This is a genomic window from Aeromonas sp. FDAARGOS 1409, from assembly GCF_019048705.1.
Taxonomy (GTDB): Bacteria; Pseudomonadota; Gammaproteobacteria; order Enterobacterales; family Aeromonadaceae; genus Aeromonas; species Aeromonas sanarellii.
The window spans coordinates 4,250,660-4,268,142 of record NZ_CP077395.1; the positions used below are offsets into that span (position 1 = coordinate 4,250,660).

Here is a 17,483-nt window from a genome sequence, read left to right on the forward strand (position 1 = left end):
TCAAACTGATGACTCTCGCGGGGGAACTGCAAGTTGAATGCCAAGAGAGAGAAACACGGCGACGGAGGCGAGGGAAAAAGCGCGGCGCTGAGACGACAAGGGGCGCCGAAGCGCCCCTTGGAACCACAAACACCTTAGCGGATCTGCAGTATGTTCTGCTGCAGGGAGCTGTTCACCTCCAGAGAACGGGAGTTCGCCTGGAAGTTGCGCTGGGCGGTGATGAGGTCCACCAGCTCTGTGGTCAAATCCACGTTGGACTGCTCCAGGGCCGACGACTTGATGGAGCCGAAGGTGCCCGAGTTCGGGGTGCCGGGCAGGGCATCGCCGGAGAGCAGGGACTGGCGCCAGGAGGTGTCGCCCACCTGAGTCAGCCCCTGGGAGTTGGCGAACTTGGCCATGGCCACCATGGCCACCTTGACGGTGGTGGCGTTGCTGTAAGTGGCGGAGACTATGCCGTCCGCGGTGATCTCCACCTTGGTCAGGCGGCCGACGGTGGAACCGTCCTGGGTCAATTTGTTGACTTCGAACGGCGAGGCGTACTGGGTCACGGTGCCGAGCTTGAGCTCGATCTCCTGGGTACCGTCGGCGCCATTGGTGATGATGCCGGCCCCCGCCGCCCCCAGCTGCTCGGTCTTGATGACCGCCGGAGTGGTGGGGGTGACCATCTTGCCGGAGGCGTCGAAGGTCACCCGCGCGCTCAGGGGCGCCTGGCTGACACCGGTGGCCATGGTGGTGGCCACACCGCCCGCGATGTCGATGGGCTTGTCGCCTTGATAGAGGTACATGCGCCAGGCGGTCGGCACCGCCGCCTGGGTCGTGTCGGCCGGGTCGGCTTCTTTCACGAAGTACTGGGTGATGGTGTGGGGCTCACCCAGGGAGTCGTAGACCACCACCGAGGTGGAGGAGGAGTAGGTGTCCGAGTCCTTGGGGTCGAACTTGGAGGCATCGGCGGCGCCGTTGCCCGCGGCCAGCGGCGAGGCGGTGGAGGGCAGGTTGAAACTCGCTTCGATCGTCGAGGTCTGGACCGGTTCACCGGCCCGGTCCGGGATCTGGATGGGCTTGGTCGCGTTGATACTCACCGCCTTGGGGGTGCCGTCTGCGTTGATCTCGTAGCCCTGCAGATAGCCGCCGGAGTTGCTGACCATGTAGCTGTTTTCGTTGAGCTTGAAGGCACCGGCGCGGGTGTAGGTGCGATCCAGGTTGGAAAGGCCGTCCGAGGTCACGAAGAAGCCGTTGCCCTGGATGGCGAGATCCAGCGCGTTGTTGGTGAATTGCAGCGCCCCCTGGTGGAACTGCTGCGCCACCGCCCCCGTCGCCACCCCGTTGCCGACCTGGGTCTTGGCGTTGACGAAGATGGAGTTGGCATAGACGTCGGCGAACTCGGCGCGGGACTCCTTGAAGCCAGTGGTGTTGACGTTGGCAATGTTGTTCGCGGTGACGTTCAGGTCTTTTTGAGCCGCATTGATGCCGCTGAGGGCATTGTTGAATGACATGTCTTTCTCCTTAGATCACTGCGTTAGAGGTCGAGGCCGGGGTCGTGGTCGACTTGCCGCCCGTCCCGCCAATTTCCAATACATCGGTCAGGTAGATGCCGCCCAGCCCCTTGAGCTTCAGGGTGCTGGGATTGGTGCTCGTACCCAGGGTGACGCTCTCCACCTTGGCGTAAGTCAGGGCGGGTACGCTCTCCGACTTGCCATCCACGGTGGCGTGCGCTTCTATCGAATACTTGCCGCTCTTGGCCGCATTGCCGGACTTGTCCTTGCCATCCCACTCGAAGGCCACGTTCCCCTTGTGGTCCCCCTCGAGGGAGAACTCCTTGACCACCTGGCCGCTCTCGTCCTTCACCGTCACCTTGATGTTGCTGCCGCCGTCTCCGGTGGCGATGACGCCGGAGAGGGTGCCTCCCTTCTCCACATACCCCGTGTTGGAGGGGATGAGCACGTTCTGGCCCACCAGGGCCGACGCCTGGAGCGCCTGGCTCGAGGTCATCAGGCTGTTGAGGCTCTCCATCTGGGTGGAGAGGCTGCTGATCCCCTGGGAGGTTGACATCGAGGTCATCTGGGACAACATCTGGGCGTTGTCCACCGGCTTGAACGGATCCTGATAGGAGAGCTGCATGGTCAGCAGCTTCAGGAAGGACTCCTGATCCAGCTCCTTTTTCTGCGTGCTGGTGTTGACCGTACTGGTCTGGGCCGACGTCGTCCGGTTGACACCCAGCAGGCTGTCATAGGTATCTGCCACTTATGCTTCCCCCTCTAGGGCTTGCGATGCCCGGCGTAGGCCGAACAGGCGGTCACGGGTCTCTGTCATCTGGGTTCACCTCTATCAGGACTTGCCGAGGCCGAGCGTCTGCTGCAGCATCTTCTTGGCCGCATCGGCCACCTGGACATTGGTCTGGTAGCTGCGGGAGGCGGCGATCATGTCCGCCATCTCCTCCACCATGTTGACGTTGGGCTTGAAGATGAAGCCATCCTTGTCCGCCATGGGGTGGTTCGGGTTGTACTCCTTGAGCAGGGGGGCATCGCTCTCGACGATACCTTTCACGTCCACCCCCACCGAGGCCTGCTTGTCGGACATGGCCTGATCCAGCTGGGCGGCAAACACTGGCCGCCTGGCGTGGTAAGTTTTTTCCACGCTGGAGCTGACGCTGTCGGCGTTGGCCATGTTGCTCGCCACCGTGTTGAGGCGAACGGACTGCGCGCTCATGGCGGAGCCTGCAATGTCAAAGACCTTGAACAAACTCATCCTTGCTCTCCTTTCAGTGCCTTGAGCAGGCCGCTTATCTTGCCGTTCATGAACTCGAGGGAGGCCTGGTATTCGAGGCTGTTGCGCAGAAACTCGCTGCGCTCCTGCTGCACGTCCACCGTGTTGCCGTCACCGGTATCCGGTTGCAGGGGATTGCGGTACTGGGTAGACCCGGGCGCATCCATCTGCAAGGCGAAGTGCTTCTCGCTGGTGGTGCTGAGCCCGAACCCTTGCCGGCTCTGGGCCTGTTGCAGCGCCTGGGAGAAGTCGATGTCACGGGCCTTGAAGCCCGGTGTATCCGCATTGGCGATGTTGCTGGACAACACCTCGGCACGCTTGGCGCGCACGCTCAGCGTGTACTGGTGAACACCAAATGCCTTGTCGAATGAAATTGCCATAGCACACCTCCTGCTTCACGAATGTTTAGCAAGAGGTGTGCCAAAGAGGGATATAAGGAGGGTTATTTGACCTTGTAGACGATGCCGGGGTTGCAGCGGATCATCTCGAACTTGTCGGTGAGACCGGCCAGGGACTCCGAGGCCCCCAGCATCAGATAGCCGCCAGGGTTGAGGCTGCCGGCGAACTGGTTGAGGATCTTGGACTTCACCTCGGGGGCGAAGTAGATGAGCACGTTGCGACAGAAGATGATGTCAAACTTGCCGAGCAGGCTGTAGCTCTCCAGCAGGTTCAGGGGACGGAAGCTGGTCAATTTTCTGACACGCTCCGATACCCGCATCTTGTTGTCGCCGCAGGGCTCGAAGAACAGCCGCTTGCGCTCGGGGGAGAGGCCCCGGGCCAGTGCCAGGCTGTCATAGACCCCCTCCTTGCACTGGTTGAGCATGGTGCTGGAGATGTCGGTCCCCACTATCTGCACCCCGCCCGGCAGGGTGCCCGGTCGCTTGACCTGCTGCTCCAGCGCCGTCATGGCAATGGAGTACGGCTCCTGCCCGGACGAGGAGGCGGCGGACCAGATCTTGATGGGACGACCGCTCTTGCCGAGTTCGGGGAAAATCTTGTCGCTCAGCAACTGGAACGGATAGGTATCGCGAAACCACAGGGTCTCGTTGGTGGTCATGGCATCCACCACGGCCATCTTGAGTTCCCGCTCGCGCACGTTCATCGCCCGGGTGACCAGATCAGACAGACTCTCGATACCAAACTGAGTCATCAAGGGCGACAGGCGGCTCTTGACCAGATACTGTTTGTTGTCACCCAGCACTATGCCGCTCTGTTGCGCCAGAAAATTGCTGAATTGCCTGTATAAGTCGTCCGAAAGTGTCTTCATGCAGTTGTTCTTCTTGATTAGAGAGCGCCTTGTACGGCCTTGGCCAATTCATCAGGCTGGAATTTGGCAATAAAATTGTTCGCTCCGACTTTCTGCACCATGGCCTGATTGAACACCCCACTGAGGGAAGTGTGCAGGATAACATGCAAATCCTTGAGGGCGGGATTGTTGCGGATCTCGGCGGTGAAGGTGTAGCCGTCCATCTCCGGCATCTCGATGTCCGAAATCACCAGGGCGATCTGATCCTTGATGGGGCCGTTCCTGGACATCTCCAGCAGCATGTTGAGCGCCTCGCGCCCGTCCTTGGCCAGCACGCACTGCACCCCGATCGCCTCCAGCGCCCGCTGCACCTGCTTGCGCGCCACCGAGGAGTCGTCCGCCACCAGCACGGGGCGACCCAGGGGGTTGTGCTCCACGCTCGCCTCCACCAGCTCGGCGCTCACCTCGGTGGAAACCGGCGAGATCTCGTTGAGGATGCGCTCCACGTCCAGGATCTCCACCAGCTCGCCGTCCACCTCGGTGACGGCGGTCATGTAGTTGATGCGCCCCGCCCCCTTGGGTGGCGGCAGGATGGACTCCCAGTTCATGTTGATGATGCGTTCGACCGAGTGGACCAGGAACCCCTGAATGGATCTGTTGTACTCGGAGATGATGATGAAGCACTTGGAGAGGTCCTGGATGGGACGCTTGCCCATCGCCATGCTGAGATCGATCACCGAGATGGTCTGGCCACGGATGTGAGCCACGCCGCGGATGCAGGAGTTGAGCTTGGGCATGACGGTCAAGGGCGGGCACTGCAGCACCTCACGTACCTTGAATACGTTGATGCCAAATCTTTGACGTCCGTTGAGACGAAACAGCAGCAGCTCCAGCCGGTTTTGTCCCACTAACTGGGTTCGCTGGTTGACCGAGTCCAGAATACTCGCCATAAACACTCCCTAAAAATGCTTGGCACTGATCGTGCATGTTATTATGCATGCACATTGGCTTGCATCAGACCAGCGATGTTTCGACAACCGAATTCTGGTGCAAGCATAGTTAACTACGGTGGTATACGTGAATAACTTATCGACCGGTAAGCAAAAATGATTAGTAGACTTTTCCTCATCTTACTGCCGTTTTGCAGCCTGTCTCACGCCATGGCGTCCGAGGTCACCGACTATCTACAGGAACAGGCGCAGGAGTTCGTGTTCGGCCAGCTGGATATGCCCCTCGATGCCCAGGCCGAGGTGAAAGCCGGGACCATTGACGAGCGTCTCCCCCTGACACGCTGCGAGGAGGCCCTGACCATCACCCTCCCGTCCAGGATGGAGATCCGCCGCAACACCACCGTCTACCTCAAGTGTGAAGAAGACAAACCCTGGGACCTCTACCTGCCGGTGCGGGTCAGCATCCAGAAGCCCTATGTCACCGTGGCGGCCCCTGTGGCCAAGGGCGACGTGCTGAGCGAGTCCATGCTGACCCTGGCCTACCAGGATCAGACCCTGATCCGCGGCGACTATCTGACCGACCCGGCCGCCCTCGTCGGGGTACGCAGCAAGCGCGAGCTCAAACCCGGCCAACCCATTCGGCTGACCCAGGTGTGCGTGGTCTGCAAGGGGGATCAGGTGACCCTGGTCGCCGAAAACAGCAGCATGCAGATCAAAACCATGGCCCGCGCCTTGCAAGATGGCAGCTTCGGAGACATGATCCGGCTTGTCAACATTCGTTCGGGCAGAGCGGTGCAGGGCCAGGTCAGTGCCGTGGGATCCGTGGTGGTCACGTTTTGACTGTTTTGTTAACGATCCGATTTTTTTTCTAAAGTTCTGACCGCCGTCACCGATATACAGGTAAGCGAACAGCAAAGCAGACGAAGGTAAACCTTATGGCTATCAACAATATCAACAACTTGGCTAACAACCGGTTGCAAAACAACGGGACCAGTCAAGGTGTAGCCACCAAGTCCGCGACCTCTGGCGAGGGCAACCGCGCGACGACCGTCAAGAGCGACTCTGTCTCCTTGACCAGCGAGGCGCAGCAATTGCAACAGATGCAGAAGACCCTCAACACCGCCTCCACCGGTAACGAGAGCCGCGTCGAGAGCCTGAAGAAGGCCGTGGCCAGTGGGGAGTACAAGGTCAACAGCGAAGCCGTGGCCAGAAAGATGTTCAGCTTTGAAGCCGATCTGGACAAGCGGCTGGGATGATGGATCTCGTCGAGCTGCTGCACGCCCAGGACGACAACCTCTCCCAGATGCAGGGTCTGCTGGCGGAGGAGTTTGATCTGCTCAAGGCTCACCGGGCCCTCGCCTTGCCGGCGCTGGCCGATCGCAAGCAGCAACTGCTGGTGGCCATCGAGACCCTGGACAAGACCCTGGCCGGACAGCCCGACCTGCAGCAGCGACTCGGTGCCTTCCCTGACCAGCTGCAGGTCCTGCAGGCCAAGCTGGAAGCCTGCCAGGAGCAGAACAACCTCAACGGTCGCCTGCTCGAACTCAGCATCGTCTCCAATCGCCGGCTGGCCAGCTTCCTCAGCAAGCTGAAGGACAGCAACTCCCTGACTTACGACGCCAAGGGCAATACCCGCTCCGGCACCCGTTCCCTGGGGATCAAGGCCTGACCCCCTTCCCGCTTCGGCGTTGAGACCCCCCTTTATCCCTCTGTCCTGACCCGCGCGGGTCAGAGCGCCAGCCGCATCAGCTCGGCATCATCGGCGCAGGCGTGAATGCTCATGACACCATCCTCGTAACGGCCGTAGCTGGCCGCCCACTCCCCCCTCGGAAAACAGATGGACCCCGGGTTCATCAAGACCCTCTCCCCGTCCTGCCGCAGCACGGGAAGGTGGGTGTGGCCGCTGATGAAGAGGCTGCCCGCAGGCAAAGGCACCGCCTCCGGCTGATAGAGATGGCCGTGGCTCACGAACCAGCGCCGCCCGTCCATCAACATCTGGTTGTAAGGGGCCGTGATGGGGAAATCCAGCAGCATCTGATCCACTTCCGAATCGCAGTTGCCCCGTACCGCCATGATGCGGGAAGCCAGTGTATTGAGTCGCTCGGCCACGGCCGCAGGGGCATAGCCCTCCGGCACCGGGTTGCGCGGACCGTGGTTGAGCAGATCCCCGAGCAGCAGGTAGTGATCCGGCTGCCAGGGGGAGAGCCGGGCCAGCACCTGCTCCAGGGCAGGCAGGCTGCCGTGTACATCAGAGATAATTGCTATCTTCATCCCACTTTCCTCATGGCTGACTGAAGTAGAGATCCTTGGTGGCGATGGCGCCCTTGAGGTTGCGGCTCGGCAGGCCGCGCAGGGCCGGGTCCACCAGCCGCATCTGGTTGTAGTGATAGACGGGGATGACGGGCATCTCCTCCATCAGCAGTTGTTCCGCCTGATGATAGAGCCCGGTCCGGGCCTTAGCATCCAGGGTCTCCGACGCCTGCTGCAGCAGACCGTCGAAGGCCGGGTTGCAGTAACCGCTCTCGTTCTGGGGATCCTGGCAACGGAAGCTGCCCAGCATGGAGGAGGGCTCCACGTAATCACCGAACAAGAATGAGCGGGCCAGCATGAAGTCGCCGCTGTCCTTAGCCACCTGATAGGCGTTCCACTCCAGGTTGTTGAGGACGACCTCCACCCCCAGCGGCTTCCACATGGCCGCCACCGCCAGGGCCAGTTTCTTGTGGTTCTCCGAGGTGTTGTAGGTCAGCGTCAGCTTGAGGGGATGGGCGCTGTTGTAGCCCGCCTGGGCCAGCAGGGCGGCGGCACGGGCCAGCCGGGTCGGCTGCGCCTCCAGGGCGAGGGGAGAGCCAAGCTCGTCATAATCCGGCATGCCGGGCAGCAGGGACCAGGCGGGACGCTCTCCCTGACCGCTCACCTTCTCGGTCAGCAGGCGGCGATCGATGGCCATGGAGAGAGCCTGACGCACCCGCACGTCCTGCAGCTCCGGGCGATTGAGGTTGAAGGTATATAGGTAGGTGCCGAGCAGCGGCAGGCCCCAGATCCGCTCCGGCGTCTCCTGCATGGCCTTCTGGTAGTACTCCAGCGCCACCTTGTTGGTGAGCTGGATCTCCCCCGCCTCGTAGCGCAGCCGCTCCGCGTGCTGGGAGGCGAGCGGCAGATAGGTCACCCGCTGGATCCGGGTGTGGGCATCGTCCCAGTACTGGGGGTTGCGCTCGGCTTCGATGCGCTCGTTCGGCACCCAGTTCACCAGCCGGTAGGCGCCGTTGCTGACCAGCTTGCCGGGCTGGGTCCACTGCTTGCCGAACTGGCTGACCGCCTTTTCATTGACCGGCACGAAGGGACGCTGGCTGATGAGCTGCAGGAAGTAGGGCACAGGCCGCTCCAGGGTCACCTTCAGGATCTGGTCGCTCTCGGCCTCCACCCCCAGGGCATCGAGATCGAGCGCACCGGCGTAGATGGACTGGGCATTGTTGATGCCGGTCGCCAGCAAGAGACCGGCGGAGGGCGATGCCAGCGCCGGGTTCAGCAACCGCCGCCAGGCATAGACGAAATCCCGTGCGCCAAGGGGCTCACCGTTGGACCACTTGAGCTGGGGGCGCAGGAAGAAGCGCCACACCAGCCCGTCCTCGCTGGTCTCCCAGCGCTGGGCCTGGGCCGGCACTATCCTGCCCTGCCCGTCCTCGCTCACCAGCCCCTCGAACAGGTCCACCAGCACCACCTCCCCCGGGAAGCCGGAACGGATCTGGGCCGGATCCAGGGACTCGGGTTCGGCGCCGTTCCCCTTGACCAGGGTCTGCCGGTCCGACAGCACAGGCTGCTGCCCCACTGTGGTCGCCTGCAGGGGGGGCGCCATCATCAGCCCGAGCAACAGGGAAGGAAGCCAGCGGCGGGCGGGCCGGGCGGTGAAACGGTAAAACATGACATCAACCTCTTTCAATTCTTCTGACTGCAGGGTGGGGAAGGCCGACGGCGCGCCTGAAACCGAATGCATGATGCCGCCCTTGTTATCCCCGAAGACGCCCCGTATTGTATCGGGCTTGCCCGGCAGATGGAGTCTTTCGGGCTATTTTTTTCAGCCGTTTTTGCGCGAGAGCCGCCGCCGGCATGCTTCCACCGCCAGTCTGGCCGTGACGACCGGCTGACAGGGGGGCCATCCGGCGGGTTTCTGCCGTTTCAGGGGTCTTTATGGGATACGAATGGCTGGCGCTGGCCGCCGCCAGTTTATGGGCGGTCGCCGCCCTGATTTCCGTCAAACCGGCGCGCCATCTGGGGGCCTTTGCCTACAGCCGCTGGCGCATGTTCCTGGTCAGCCTGATGCTGGCCAGCGCCAGCCTCGCCACCGGGGGCTGGCAGACGCTCACCGAGAGCGCCCTCCCCCTGCTGGCGCTCTCCGGCCTCGTCGGCATCTTCGTCGGCGACACCGCCCTCTTCGCCTGCATGAACCGGCTGGGCCCCAGGCGCAGCGGCCTGCTGTTCTCCTGCCACGCGCTCTTCTCCGCCCTGCTCGGGCTCTGGCTGTTCGGCGAGCGGCTCGGAGGCTGGCGTCTGGTGGGTGCCCTGCTGGTGCTGGCCGGGGTCATGCTCGCCATCCTGTTCGGACGCCGTGGCGACAATCAGCAGAGCGAATGGGAGCAGGTGCGCGGCAGCCTCGTCGTCGGCATTGCCCTGGGCCTCACCGCCGCCCTGTGTCAGAGCCTCGGTGCCATCATCGCCAAGCCGGTGATGATGGGTGGCACCGTGGACGCGGTGAGCGCCTCCGGCATCCGCATGGGCAGCGCCCTGCTGGCCCACTGCGCCCTGCGGGTGCTGCGGGTGCCGCTGGCCATGCCCCACCACCCCATCAACCGGCAGGTGCTCGGCATGATAGGCATCAACGGGTTTCTGGCGATGGCGCTCGGCATGACGCTGATCCTGGTGGCCCTGCGTCAGGGGGACGTGGGCATGGTGGCCATCCTCTCCTCCACCACCCCTGTCATCCTGCTGCCGCTGCTGTGGTGGCACTCGGGAGTGCGGCCCTCGCTCCCCGCCTGGGCCGGCGCCCTGCTGGCGACCCTGGGCACGGCGCTGGTGCTGGGGGGATCCTGATCCCCCTGTCCCCGGCCTTTCCCCTCGCCCTCAGGGCGAGGGGGATCAGAACCTGGCTACCTCTTCCTCGGTCAGCTCACGGTATTCCCCCGGCGCCAGCTCCTCGTCCAGGGTCAGCTCGCCGATCCGCTCCCGGTGCAGCCCCACCACCTTGTTGCCGATGGCGGCGAACATCCGCTTCACCTGGTGATACCTGCCCTCGTGGATGGTGAGGCGCGCCTCGCACTCCCCCAGGATCTCCAGCTCGGCGGGACGGGTCTTGTCGGCTTCGTTGCGCAGATAGACGCCGTCGGCAAACAGCGAGATGGCGTCCTCGCTCACGGGGTCGGCCAGCCAGACGTGGTAGGTCTTGGCGCACTCGTGCCGTGGCGAGGTGATGCGGTGGGACCACTGGCCGTCGTCGGTGATCAGCACCAGGCCAGTGGTGTCGAGATCGAGCCGGCCCACCACGTGCAACTTGCCCATGGCGGGCTCGTCGAGCAGCTGGAAGACGGTGGCGTGATCCGGATCCTCGTTGGAGCAGACGTAGCCTTCCGGTTTGTGCAGCATGAAGTAGCGATTGCGCTGGTTCAGCGTGAGCGTAACGCCGTCAAACTCGATCTGGTTCTGCTCGTGGATGTGGAAGGCAGGCTGCTTGACCAGGACCCCGTCCACCATGACCTCCCCCTGACGGATCAGCTTGCCCGCCTGGGAACGGGTCAAGTCGGAGCAATCGCAAATAAATTTATCGAGCCGCATGCAAAAACCTCGGAATCCATCTTGATAAGGGGCGTCATTATATCGGCCGAACCCGACAACACCAGCACTAAGCAGGGAGAGCGGCAGATGGTGCCTGACGCCATCCGGCCCCGGTGGTAGACTGCCGCCAGCAGCGTCACACCATGCATAATAATAATCTCAGGACGTCCCCATGAAGCCGACTCAGCCTCATCCCGTCATTCCCGTCAGCCAGTTGCAGCCCGGCATGTATGTCATTGCCATCACCAGCCAGACCGGCACCATGGAAATAGCCCAGATGGGGCTGGTCACCAGCACCAAGCAGATCGAGGCCCTGCTCCGGCGCGGCGTCACCACGGTGCGGGTGGATCTCGCCCGCAGCAAGCTGGCCGGCATAGAGCAACACCTCTCCCCGGCCCCCGTCTCCCCCTCTGCCGGCGCCCAGCCCCCCGGCAGCAGCGCCAGCGGCGAAGGGCGCGAGCTCAAGATCCGCCGCCTCTATCAGGAGGCCCGCGAGCTGCAGGGTAAGTTCATCCGCCACCTCAAGGCGGGGGAACCCATCGACATCACGCCGCTGGCGGCGGTGGCCGAAGAGATGGTGGACACCATGTTCACCCATGGGGACGCCATGCTCTGTCTGGCCCGGATCCGGGCCAAGGACGCCTATCTGATGGAGCACTCCATGAACGTCGCCATCCTGCTGGCGAACTTCGGCCGTTATCTGGGGCTGGAGCGCAGCGTGCTCAGGGAGCTGACCCTGGGGGGTCTGCTGCACGACGTGGGCAAGATCATGACGCCGGACGAGGTGCTCAACAAACCGGGCAAGCTGACGGACGAGGAGTTCGATGTCATGCGCCAGCACGTGGTGCACAGCCACGACATCCTGATCGCCACCGCCGGCATCACCCCCACCATGCTGGAGGTGGCCACCAACCATCACGAGCGCCTCGATGGCACCGGCTATCCAAGACGGCTCAAGGGAGAACAGCTCTCGCTCCATACCCGCATGAGCGCCATCGTCGACGTCTACGACGCGGTCACGGCGGACAGGGTCTACAAGCGGGGGATGCAGCCGACCCAGGCGTTTCGCATCCTGCTCAAGGGGGCCGATCACCACTTCGATCGGGTGCTGGTGACCAAGTTCATCAAGTGCATGGGGGTCTATCCGGTCGGCACCCTGGTGCAGCTATCCAACCAGCGGCTGGCCGTCGTGATGCAGCGCAACGAACAGCAGCCGCTCAAGCCCGTGGTCAAGGTTATCTATCACGCGACCCAGCGCCACTATCTCGAGGTGCAGTGGCTGGATCTCGCCCGAAGCGGAGTGCAGGAGACCATAGAGAACACGGTGGATCCCAAGGAGTTTGGCATCAACCTGGCCCATTTCGTCTAGCGCACCCGGGACTCGGGGGCCTGCTCGCGGCAGTAGCGGATGAGGAACTCCTCATCCAGCGGGGAGAGATCAAAGCGCAGGCAGGCCTCCTCGATGGCCCGGATGTCGTGCAGATGATGGTCGCTTAGCCAGCGCACGGCGCGGCGCAGATCCTCTCCATGGGGCAGCAGGGTATGGTCGCTCATGGTCACCTCCGGTCAGCCATCGTTCCCGGCCCGTCGCGGCGGGCCCTCTCTATCTAGCTTAGCCCGCCTGCCGCCCCTTCATCCTGCCTTCAAGCTGGCTCAGGCAAACGCCCGCTGCCAGTCCTGATCGAATTTCGCCAGCGCCGCGTCCACCGCCGGCACCTGGAGCAGCTGCTCCGCCACATCGAGCGGCAATGTGATGGACCGGCAGCCCGCCAGCAGGCAGTCGAGGGCCTGGCGCGGAGTACGGAAGGAGGCTGCCAGCACCTTGCTGTTCGGGGCGTGCAGCGCCAGCAGCTGCTGCAGCTCCTGCACTGTCTTGATGCCGTCCCCCCCCTGGGCATCCAGCCGGTTGACGTAGGGCGCCACGTACTCGGCCCCGGCCACCGCCGCCAGCCAACCCTGCAGCGGGGTATAGACCGCGGTGCCCAGGGTCGGCACCCCGTTGGCCGTCAGGGTCTTGATGGCCGCCAGTCCTTCCGCACACACCGGGATCTTGATCACCAGGTCCAAGTCCAGCTCACGCAGGGCAAACGCCTCGCGCACCATCTCGGCCTCGGTTTTGCCCATCACCTGGGCAAACAGCCGTCCCTTGGCGCCCAGCACCTCCCGCAGGGCGGGCAGCAGCTCGGGCAGCGGCATGCCGCCGGCCGCGGTGATGGACGGGTTGGTGGTGACGCCGGCCAGCGGCAGGATCCGCGACCAGCGGCGCACCGCGGCCACATCGGCCGTATCGAGATAAAGCTCCATCTCTGACTCCTTATGGGGATGTTCAATCTGTCGCCATTCTAGCGGTTTCTCATTCGCAAATTTATTGATCAACATCAAAATGACTTTCGAATGAAAGCAAATAGAATGAAAAACCAAAAGGAGGCGGTATGATTTTCGACCTACAACGCTACTCGACCCACGATGGCCCCGGCATACGCACCCTGGTGTTTCTCAAGGGATGCTCCCTCGCCTGCCGCTGGTGTCAAAACCCGGAAAGCCGCTCTCCCAGGCCGGAGATCCTGCTCGACCGGCGCCAATGCATCGAGGGATGCAGCCTCTGCAGCCAGGCCTGCCCGGCCATCCTGCGTGACGCTCAAGGCATCCGGCTGATACGGTCCGGCCTCGGAGCCCAGGATGTGGAGCGGCTGCGCGGCCTCTGCCCGAGTGAGGCTTTGCAGGTGTGCGGTCGGGAGGAGAGCCTGGACGCGCTCATGAGCACAATATTGCGGGATCGCCCCTTCTTCGAGCGCAGCGGCGGCGGGATCACCCTCTCCGGCGGCGAGCCCTTTATGCAGCCCGACTTCGCCGCAGAGCTGCTGGCCCGCTGCAAGGCCCAGGGGCTCCATACCGCGGTGGAGAGCTGCCTGCACGTGCCCTGGCACCAGATTGAGCCGAGCCTGCCCCACCTCGACCTGCTGCTGGCGGATCTCAAGCACGTGGATGAGGCGCGTTTCTTCGACTGGACCCGCGGCAAGGTCGCCCTGCCCCTGGCGAACCTCGGGCGTCTGGCCGAGCGCGGCGTGGCCATGCAGATCCGGGTGCCGCTCATTCCCGGCTTCAATGCCGACCGCGAATCGATAAAAGCCATCACCGACACCGCCGCCAGCCTCGGCACTGTGCAGGAGATCCACTTTCTCCCCTACCACACCCTGGGGGCGGGTAAATATGCCCTGCTGGATTTGCCCTACGAGGCGCCAGAGCGACCCCTCGATGACCCGAATTTGCTCGACTTTGCCCACACCTATGCCCAACGCCAGGGGCTGACCCCTGTCACCAGAGGATAAGATCATGACCCAGCTCGATTTGAATACCCTCAGCCCCCGGATCCGCGCTCACAAGGAGAGCCTGATCCACATCGTCCAGCCGCCGGTCTGCACCGAGCGGGCCCGCCACTATACCGAGGCCTATCAGGCCCACCTGGCCAGGCCGCTGCCGGTACGCCGCGCCCTGGCGCTGGCTCATCATCTGAAGGAGCGCACCATCTGGATCAAGCACGACGAGCTCATCGTCGGCAACCAGGGGAGCCAGGTGCGGGCGGCGCCGCTCTTTCCCGAATACACGGTGGGCTGGATCGAGAAGGAGATCGACGAGCTGGCCGACCGCCCCGGTGCCGGTTTTGCGGTGAGCGAGGCAGACAAGCTGGCCATCCACGCCCTCACCCCCTTCTGGCGCGGCCAGACGGTGCAGGATCGCTGCTACGGCCTCTTCACCGACGAGCAGAAGGCGCTGCTGGAGAGCGGCATCATCAAGGCCGAGGGCAACATGACCTCGGGGGATGCCCACCTCGCGGTCAACTACGAGCAACTGCTCGCCCTCGGCCTCGACGGCCTCAAGGCCAGGGTGGCCGAGCGGCGCGGCCGGCTCGATCTGGCGGACTGGGCCGATCTGCAGCGCGAGCAGTTCCTGCAGGCCGTCGCCATCACCTTCGATGCCGTCAGCCAGCACATCGAGCGTTATGCCGCGCTGGCCCGCGAACTGGCGCAGCAGGAGCCGCGTCCCGAGCGCCGCTGTGAGCTTGAGACCATCGCCCTTAACTGCGCCCACATCGCCCACCGGCCGCCGGAAACCTTCTGGCAGGCGCTGCAGCTCTGCTACTTCATCCAGCTCATCCTGCAGATCGAGTCCAACGGCCACTCGGTGTCGTTTGGCCGGATGGACCAGTACCTCTATCCCTGGTATCGCCGGGAAGTGGAGCTGTCGGAATCCCTGCCGCGCACGCGCGCCATCGAGCTGTTGCAGGGGTGCTGGCTCAAGCTGCTGGAGGTGAACAAGATCCGCTCCGGTACCCACTCCAAGGCCTCAGCCGGCAGCCCGCTCTATCAGAACGTCACCATAGGCGGGCAGAACTGGCGCAATGGCACAGCCCAGGACGCGGTCAACGGCCTCTCCTACGCGATCCTGGAGTCCTGCGGCCAGTTGCGCTCGACCCAGCCCAACCTCTCGGTGCGCTACCATGCCGGCATGAGCGAGGACTTCCTCGACGCCTGCATCCAGGTGATCCGCTGCGGTTTCGGCATGCCCGCCTTCAACAACGACGAGGTGGTGATCCCCGAGTTCATCAGGCTCGGGGTGAGCGAGGAGGATGCCCACCACTACGCCGCCATCGGCTGCATCGAGACCGCGGTGCCCGGCAAGTGGGGCTATCGCTGCACCGGCATGAGCTTCATCAACTTCGCCCGCATCCTGCTGGCGGCGCTGGATGGCGGCCGCGATGCCACCACCGGCAAGGTCTTCTTGCCCCAGCCCCAGACCCTGCGCGAGGGCAATTTCGCCTCCTTCGACGAGGTGATGGCCCGCTGGGACGAGCAGGTGCGCTACTTCACCCGCAAGTCCATCGAGATCGACTGCGTGGTGGACAGCGTGCTGGAGGCCCAGGCCCACGACATCCTCTGCAGCGCCCTGGTGGATGACTGCATCGAGCGCGGCAAGACCATCAAGGAGGGGGGCGCCGTCTATGACTGGGTCTCCGGCCTGCAGGTGGGGATCGCGAACCTGGGCAACAGCCTGGCGGCGCTGAAAAAACTGGTGTTCAAGCAGGGCGTGGTGGATCAGCGCGAGCTGGCCGAGGCGCTGGAGCAGGACTTTGCCGGGCTCGAGGGGGAACAGCTGCGCCAGCGCCTCACCCATGCGGCCCCCAAATACGGCAACGATCTGGACGAGGTGGATCTGCTGCTGGTGCAGGCCTACCAGAGCTACATCGACGAGCTCAAGGGGCTGCACAACACCCGCTTCGGTCGCGGCCCCATCGGCGGCACCTACTATGCGGGCACCTCCTCCATCTCGGCCAACGTGCCGTTCGGCGCGGCCACCATGGCCACCCCAGACGGCCGCCACGCCCGCACCCCGCTGGCAGAAGGGGCCAGCCCCTCGTCGGGCTCGGATCGCCTCGGCCCGACGGCGGTGTTCAACTCCCTCGGCAAGCTGCCCACGGCGGCCATCCTCGGTGGCGTGCTGCTCAACCAGAAGCTGAGCCCGGCCAGCCTGGAGAACGAGCGGGACAAGGCCAAGCTGATGAGCCTGCTGCGCACCTTCTTCGAGGTGCACAAGGGGTGGCACGTGCAGTACAACATCGTCTCGCGCGAAACCCTGCTGGCGGCCAAGGCCCATCCCGATCAGTACCGGGATCTGGTGGTGCGGGTGGCGGGTTACTCGGCCTTCTTCACCGCCTTATCCCCGGATGCGCAAGATGATATCATCGCCCGCACCGAGCACAGTCTCTGACCCCCACAGCGCCCGTGCGACCGATGACAGGCAAGCCACCCCCGGGTGGCTTGCCGCTATCTTCCCAACCTGCGAGGCCCCATGAACCCACGCCATCAACTGATCCTCACCCTGGTCCATCAGGCCCGCAAGATGAGCGTGGCCGAGCTCTCCCTACGTACCGGGGTCTCGGAGGTGACGGTGCGCAACGACCTCACCGCGCTGGAGAAGCAGGGGCTGCTCAAACGGGTGCACGGCTCGGCCATGGCGCTGGAGAGCGACGACCCCGACGCGCGGATGAACATCAACTACCTGCTCAAGGAACGCCTCGCCGAGCGGGCCGCCCAGCTGGTGGAGGATGGCGAGACGGTCTTCATCGAGGGAGGCAGTGCCAACGCCTTGCTGGCCCGCCATCTGGCCCTGCACAAGCGGGTCACCATCATCACCATCAGCAGCTACATCGCCCACCTGCTGCGGGACACCCAGGCCCAGGTGGTGCTGCTCGGCGGCCTGTTCCAGCATCAGAGCGAGAGCGTGGTGGGGCCGCTGACGCGCCTGTGTATCGAGCAGGTGCACTTCTCCAAGGCCTTCATCGGGGTGGACGGCTTTCACCCCGAGATGGGCTTCACCGGCCGGGACATGATGCGGGCGGACGTGGTCAACAGCGTGCTGGCCAAGGGGGTGACCAATGTGGTCATCACCGACAGCAGCAAGTTCGGCGCCATCCACCCGAGCCCCCTCGGCGCGCCGGGGCAGATCGGCGTGCTGGTCACCGACGATGCCCTGCCCGCCCCCATGCGGGCCGCCCTGGCGGTGCGCGGCATCACCCTTCACTGCGTCGCCGCCTGATCCCGTCATGGCCGCTCGCGGCCTGACGCCTCCCCCGCCTGGCCGCTTGACGGCGCCCACCCTGACAGGGGTATGCTCGTCCTCTTTCGGCCTCCCCTGGCAGGAGC

Annotated in this window: 19 protein-coding genes; 8 read left to right on the top strand and 11 right to left on the bottom strand. The window is 63.9% G+C overall.

What is annotated here, in order from left to right; genetic code table 11:
- Positions 1–134: 134 nt before the first annotated feature.
- From flgE to I6L39_RS19675, 6 genes are all read right to left on the bottom strand, one after another.
- Positions 135–1,493 (bottom strand): flagellar hook protein FlgE, encoded by a 1,359-nt coding sequence (flgE, locus tag I6L39_RS19650; RefSeq protein ID WP_042076354.1) that lies wholly within the window; start codon positions 1,491–1,493, stop codon positions 135–137.
- 10 nt (positions 1,494–1,503) lie between these two features.
- Complete coding sequence (locus tag I6L39_RS19655; protein WP_042076353.1) at positions 1,504–2,241, bottom strand: flagellar hook assembly protein FlgD; 738 nt, start codon at positions 2,239–2,241, stop codon at positions 1,504–1,506.
- Positions 2,242–2,325: 84 nt separating this feature from the next.
- A complete protein-coding gene (flgC, locus tag I6L39_RS19660; RefSeq protein WP_005329775.1) occupies positions 2,326–2,745 on the bottom strand; it encodes a flagellar basal body rod protein FlgC in 420 nt (139 codons plus the stop codon).
- Complete coding sequence (gene flgB / locus I6L39_RS19665) at positions 2,742–3,143, bottom strand: flagellar basal body rod protein FlgB (protein ID WP_042076352.1); 402 nt, start codon at positions 3,141–3,143, stop codon at positions 2,742–2,744. The genes flgC and flgB overlap by 4 nt, the downstream gene beginning before the upstream one ends.
- A 62-nt stretch (positions 3,144–3,205) precedes the next feature.
- A complete protein-coding gene (locus tag I6L39_RS19670) occupies positions 3,206–4,030 on the bottom strand; it encodes a protein-glutamate O-methyltransferase CheR (RefSeq protein WP_042076349.1) in 825 nt (274 codons plus the stop codon).
- Positions 4,031–4,047: 17 nt separating this feature from the next.
- Complete coding sequence (locus tag I6L39_RS19675; protein ID WP_042076348.1) at positions 4,048–4,959, bottom strand: chemotaxis protein CheV; 912 nt, start codon at positions 4,957–4,959, stop codon at positions 4,048–4,050.
- A gap of 210 nt (positions 4,960–5,169) precedes the next feature.
- Between I6L39_RS19675 and flgA the strand changes: the two genes are divergently transcribed.
- The 3 genes from flgA to I6L39_RS19690 all read left to right on the top strand — a co-directional run bounded on the left by flgA (position 5,170) and on the right by I6L39_RS19690 (position 6,628).
- A complete protein-coding gene (flgA, locus tag I6L39_RS19680; protein ID WP_367948257.1) occupies positions 5,170–5,799 on the top strand; it encodes a flagellar basal body P-ring formation chaperone FlgA in 630 nt (209 codons plus the stop codon).
- Positions 5,800–5,894: 95 nt separating this feature from the next.
- Positions 5,895–6,215 (top strand): flagellar biosynthesis anti-sigma factor FlgM, encoded by a 321-nt coding sequence (gene flgM / locus I6L39_RS19685; protein WP_042076347.1) that lies wholly within the window; start codon positions 5,895–5,897, stop codon positions 6,213–6,215.
- Positions 6,212–6,628, top strand: coding sequence for a flagella synthesis protein FlgN (locus I6L39_RS19690; protein ID WP_216990591.1), 417 nt, complete (start codon positions 6,212–6,214; stop codon positions 6,626–6,628). Before flgM ends, I6L39_RS19690 begins: the two co-directional genes overlap by 4 nt.
- Positions 6,629–6,687: 59 nt before the next feature.
- On the opposite strand, the gene yfcE is transcribed toward I6L39_RS19690, so the two are convergent.
- Together yfcE and I6L39_RS19700 are read right to left on the bottom strand one after the other, a co-directional pair.
- Positions 6,688–7,230 carry a phosphodiesterase gene (gene yfcE / locus I6L39_RS19695; protein ID WP_216990592.1) on the bottom strand — a complete coding sequence of 181 codons (543 nt, stop codon included), beginning with the start codon at positions 7,228–7,230 and terminating at the stop codon, positions 6,688–6,690.
- A gap of 10 nt (positions 7,231–7,240) precedes the next feature.
- Positions 7,241–8,878, bottom strand: a complete 1,638-nt coding sequence (locus tag I6L39_RS19700; protein ID WP_216990593.1) for a peptide ABC transporter substrate-binding protein — start codon at positions 8,876–8,878, stop codon at positions 7,241–7,243.
- Between the two features lie 266 nt (positions 8,879–9,144).
- On the opposite strand from I6L39_RS19700, the gene I6L39_RS19705 reads away from it, so the two are divergent.
- On the top strand, positions 9,145–10,044 hold the full coding sequence (locus I6L39_RS19705) for a DMT family transporter (RefSeq protein ID WP_216990594.1): 900 nt from the start codon (positions 9,145–9,147) through the stop codon (positions 10,042–10,044).
- 45 nt (positions 10,045–10,089) lie between these two features.
- On the opposite strand, the gene rsuA is transcribed toward I6L39_RS19705, so the two are convergent.
- The gene (gene rsuA / locus I6L39_RS19710; RefSeq protein ID WP_042076336.1) at positions 10,090–10,782 is read right to left on the bottom strand and encodes a 16S rRNA pseudouridine(516) synthase RsuA; all 693 of its coding nucleotides are present in this window, start codon (positions 10,780–10,782) and stop codon (positions 10,090–10,092) included.
- Positions 10,783–10,954: 172 nt separating this feature from the next.
- On the opposite strand from rsuA, the gene I6L39_RS19715 reads away from it, so the two are divergent.
- Positions 10,955–12,151, top strand: coding sequence for an HD-GYP domain-containing protein (locus I6L39_RS19715; RefSeq protein ID WP_216990595.1), 1,197 nt, complete (start codon positions 10,955–10,957; stop codon positions 12,149–12,151).
- Here I6L39_RS19715 and I6L39_RS19720 read toward each other — a convergent pair.
- A complete protein-coding gene (locus I6L39_RS19720; protein WP_042076666.1) occupies positions 12,148–12,336 on the bottom strand; it encodes a hypothetical protein in 189 nt (62 codons plus the stop codon). The two genes, I6L39_RS19715 and I6L39_RS19720, sit on opposite strands and share 4 nt — an antisense overlap.
- A gap of 99 nt (positions 12,337–12,435) precedes the next feature.
- A complete protein-coding gene (gene fsa, locus I6L39_RS19725) occupies positions 12,436–13,086 on the bottom strand; it encodes a fructose-6-phosphate aldolase (protein WP_216990596.1) in 651 nt (216 codons plus the stop codon).
- Between the two features lie 128 nt (positions 13,087–13,214).
- Here fsa and I6L39_RS19730 point away from each other — a divergent pair, with 128 nt between their 5' ends.
- The 3 genes from I6L39_RS19730 (at position 13,215) to I6L39_RS19740 (ending at position 17,376) form a co-directional block, all read left to right on the top strand.
- Positions 13,215–14,111 carry a glycyl-radical enzyme activating protein gene (locus I6L39_RS19730; protein ID WP_216990597.1) on the top strand — a complete coding sequence of 299 codons (897 nt, stop codon included), beginning with the start codon at positions 13,215–13,217 and terminating at the stop codon, positions 14,109–14,111.
- Between the two features lie 4 nt (positions 14,112–14,115).
- A complete protein-coding gene (locus I6L39_RS19735) occupies positions 14,116–16,548 on the top strand; it encodes a formate C-acetyltransferase/glycerol dehydratase family glycyl radical enzyme (protein ID WP_216990598.1) in 2,433 nt (810 codons plus the stop codon).
- Positions 16,549–16,629: 81 nt separating this feature from the next.
- Positions 16,630–17,376, top strand: coding sequence for a DNA-binding transcriptional regulator YciT (locus tag I6L39_RS19740; RefSeq protein WP_216990599.1), 747 nt, complete (start codon positions 16,630–16,632; stop codon positions 17,374–17,376).
- The last annotated feature ends 107 nt before the right edge of the window (positions 17,377–17,483 follow it).

Bases quoted from the DNA above. Each gene is read 5' to 3' on its own strand.
- flgE (WP_042076354.1), bottom strand. From the start codon at position 1,493: ATGTCATTCAACAATGCCCTCAGCGGCATCAATGCGGCTCAAAAAGAC.
- flgC (WP_005329775.1), bottom strand. From the start codon at position 2,745: ATGAGTTTGTTCAAGGTCTTTGACATTGCAGGCTCCGCCATGAGCGCG.
- flgB (WP_042076352.1), bottom strand. From the start codon at position 3,143: ATGGCAATTTCATTCGACAAGGCATTTGGTGTTCACCAGTACACGCTG.
- I6L39_RS19670 (WP_042076349.1), bottom strand. From the start codon at position 4,030: ATGAAGACACTTTCGGACGACTTATACAGGCAATTCAGCAATTTTCTG.
- I6L39_RS19675 (WP_042076348.1), bottom strand. From the start codon at position 4,959: ATGGCGAGTATTCTGGACTCGGTCAACCAGCGAACCCAGTTAGTGGGA.
- flgA (WP_367948257.1), top strand. From the start codon at position 5,170: ATGGCGTCCGAGGTCACCGACTATCTACAGGAACAGGCGCAGGAGTTC.
- flgM (WP_042076347.1), top strand. From the start codon at position 5,895: ATGGCTATCAACAATATCAACAACTTGGCTAACAACCGGTTGCAAAAC.
- I6L39_RS19690 (WP_216990591.1), top strand. From the start codon at position 6,212: ATGATGGATCTCGTCGAGCTGCTGCACGCCCAGGACGACAACCTCTCC.
- yfcE (WP_216990592.1), bottom strand. From the start codon at position 7,230: ATGAAGATAGCAATTATCTCTGATGTACACGGCAGCCTGCCTGCCCTG.
- I6L39_RS19700 (WP_216990593.1), bottom strand. From the start codon at position 8,878: ATGTTTTACCGTTTCACCGCCCGGCCCGCCCGCCGCTGGCTTCCTTCC.
- I6L39_RS19705 (WP_216990594.1), top strand. From the start codon at position 9,145: ATGGGATACGAATGGCTGGCGCTGGCCGCCGCCAGTTTATGGGCGGTC.
- rsuA (WP_042076336.1), bottom strand. From the start codon at position 10,782: ATGCGGCTCGATAAATTTATTTGCGATTGCTCCGACTTGACCCGTTCC.
- I6L39_RS19715 (WP_216990595.1), top strand. From the start codon at position 10,955: ATGAAGCCGACTCAGCCTCATCCCGTCATTCCCGTCAGCCAGTTGCAG.
- I6L39_RS19720 (WP_042076666.1), bottom strand. From the start codon at position 12,336: ATGAGCGACCATACCCTGCTGCCCCATGGAGAGGATCTGCGCCGCGCC.
- fsa (WP_216990596.1), bottom strand. From the start codon at position 13,086: ATGGAGCTTTATCTCGATACGGCCGATGTGGCCGCGGTGCGCCGCTGG.
- I6L39_RS19730 (WP_216990597.1), top strand. From the start codon at position 13,215: ATGATTTTCGACCTACAACGCTACTCGACCCACGATGGCCCCGGCATA.
- I6L39_RS19735 (WP_216990598.1), top strand. From the start codon at position 14,116: ATGACCCAGCTCGATTTGAATACCCTCAGCCCCCGGATCCGCGCTCAC.
- I6L39_RS19740 (WP_216990599.1), top strand. From the start codon at position 16,630: ATGAACCCACGCCATCAACTGATCCTCACCCTGGTCCATCAGGCCCGC.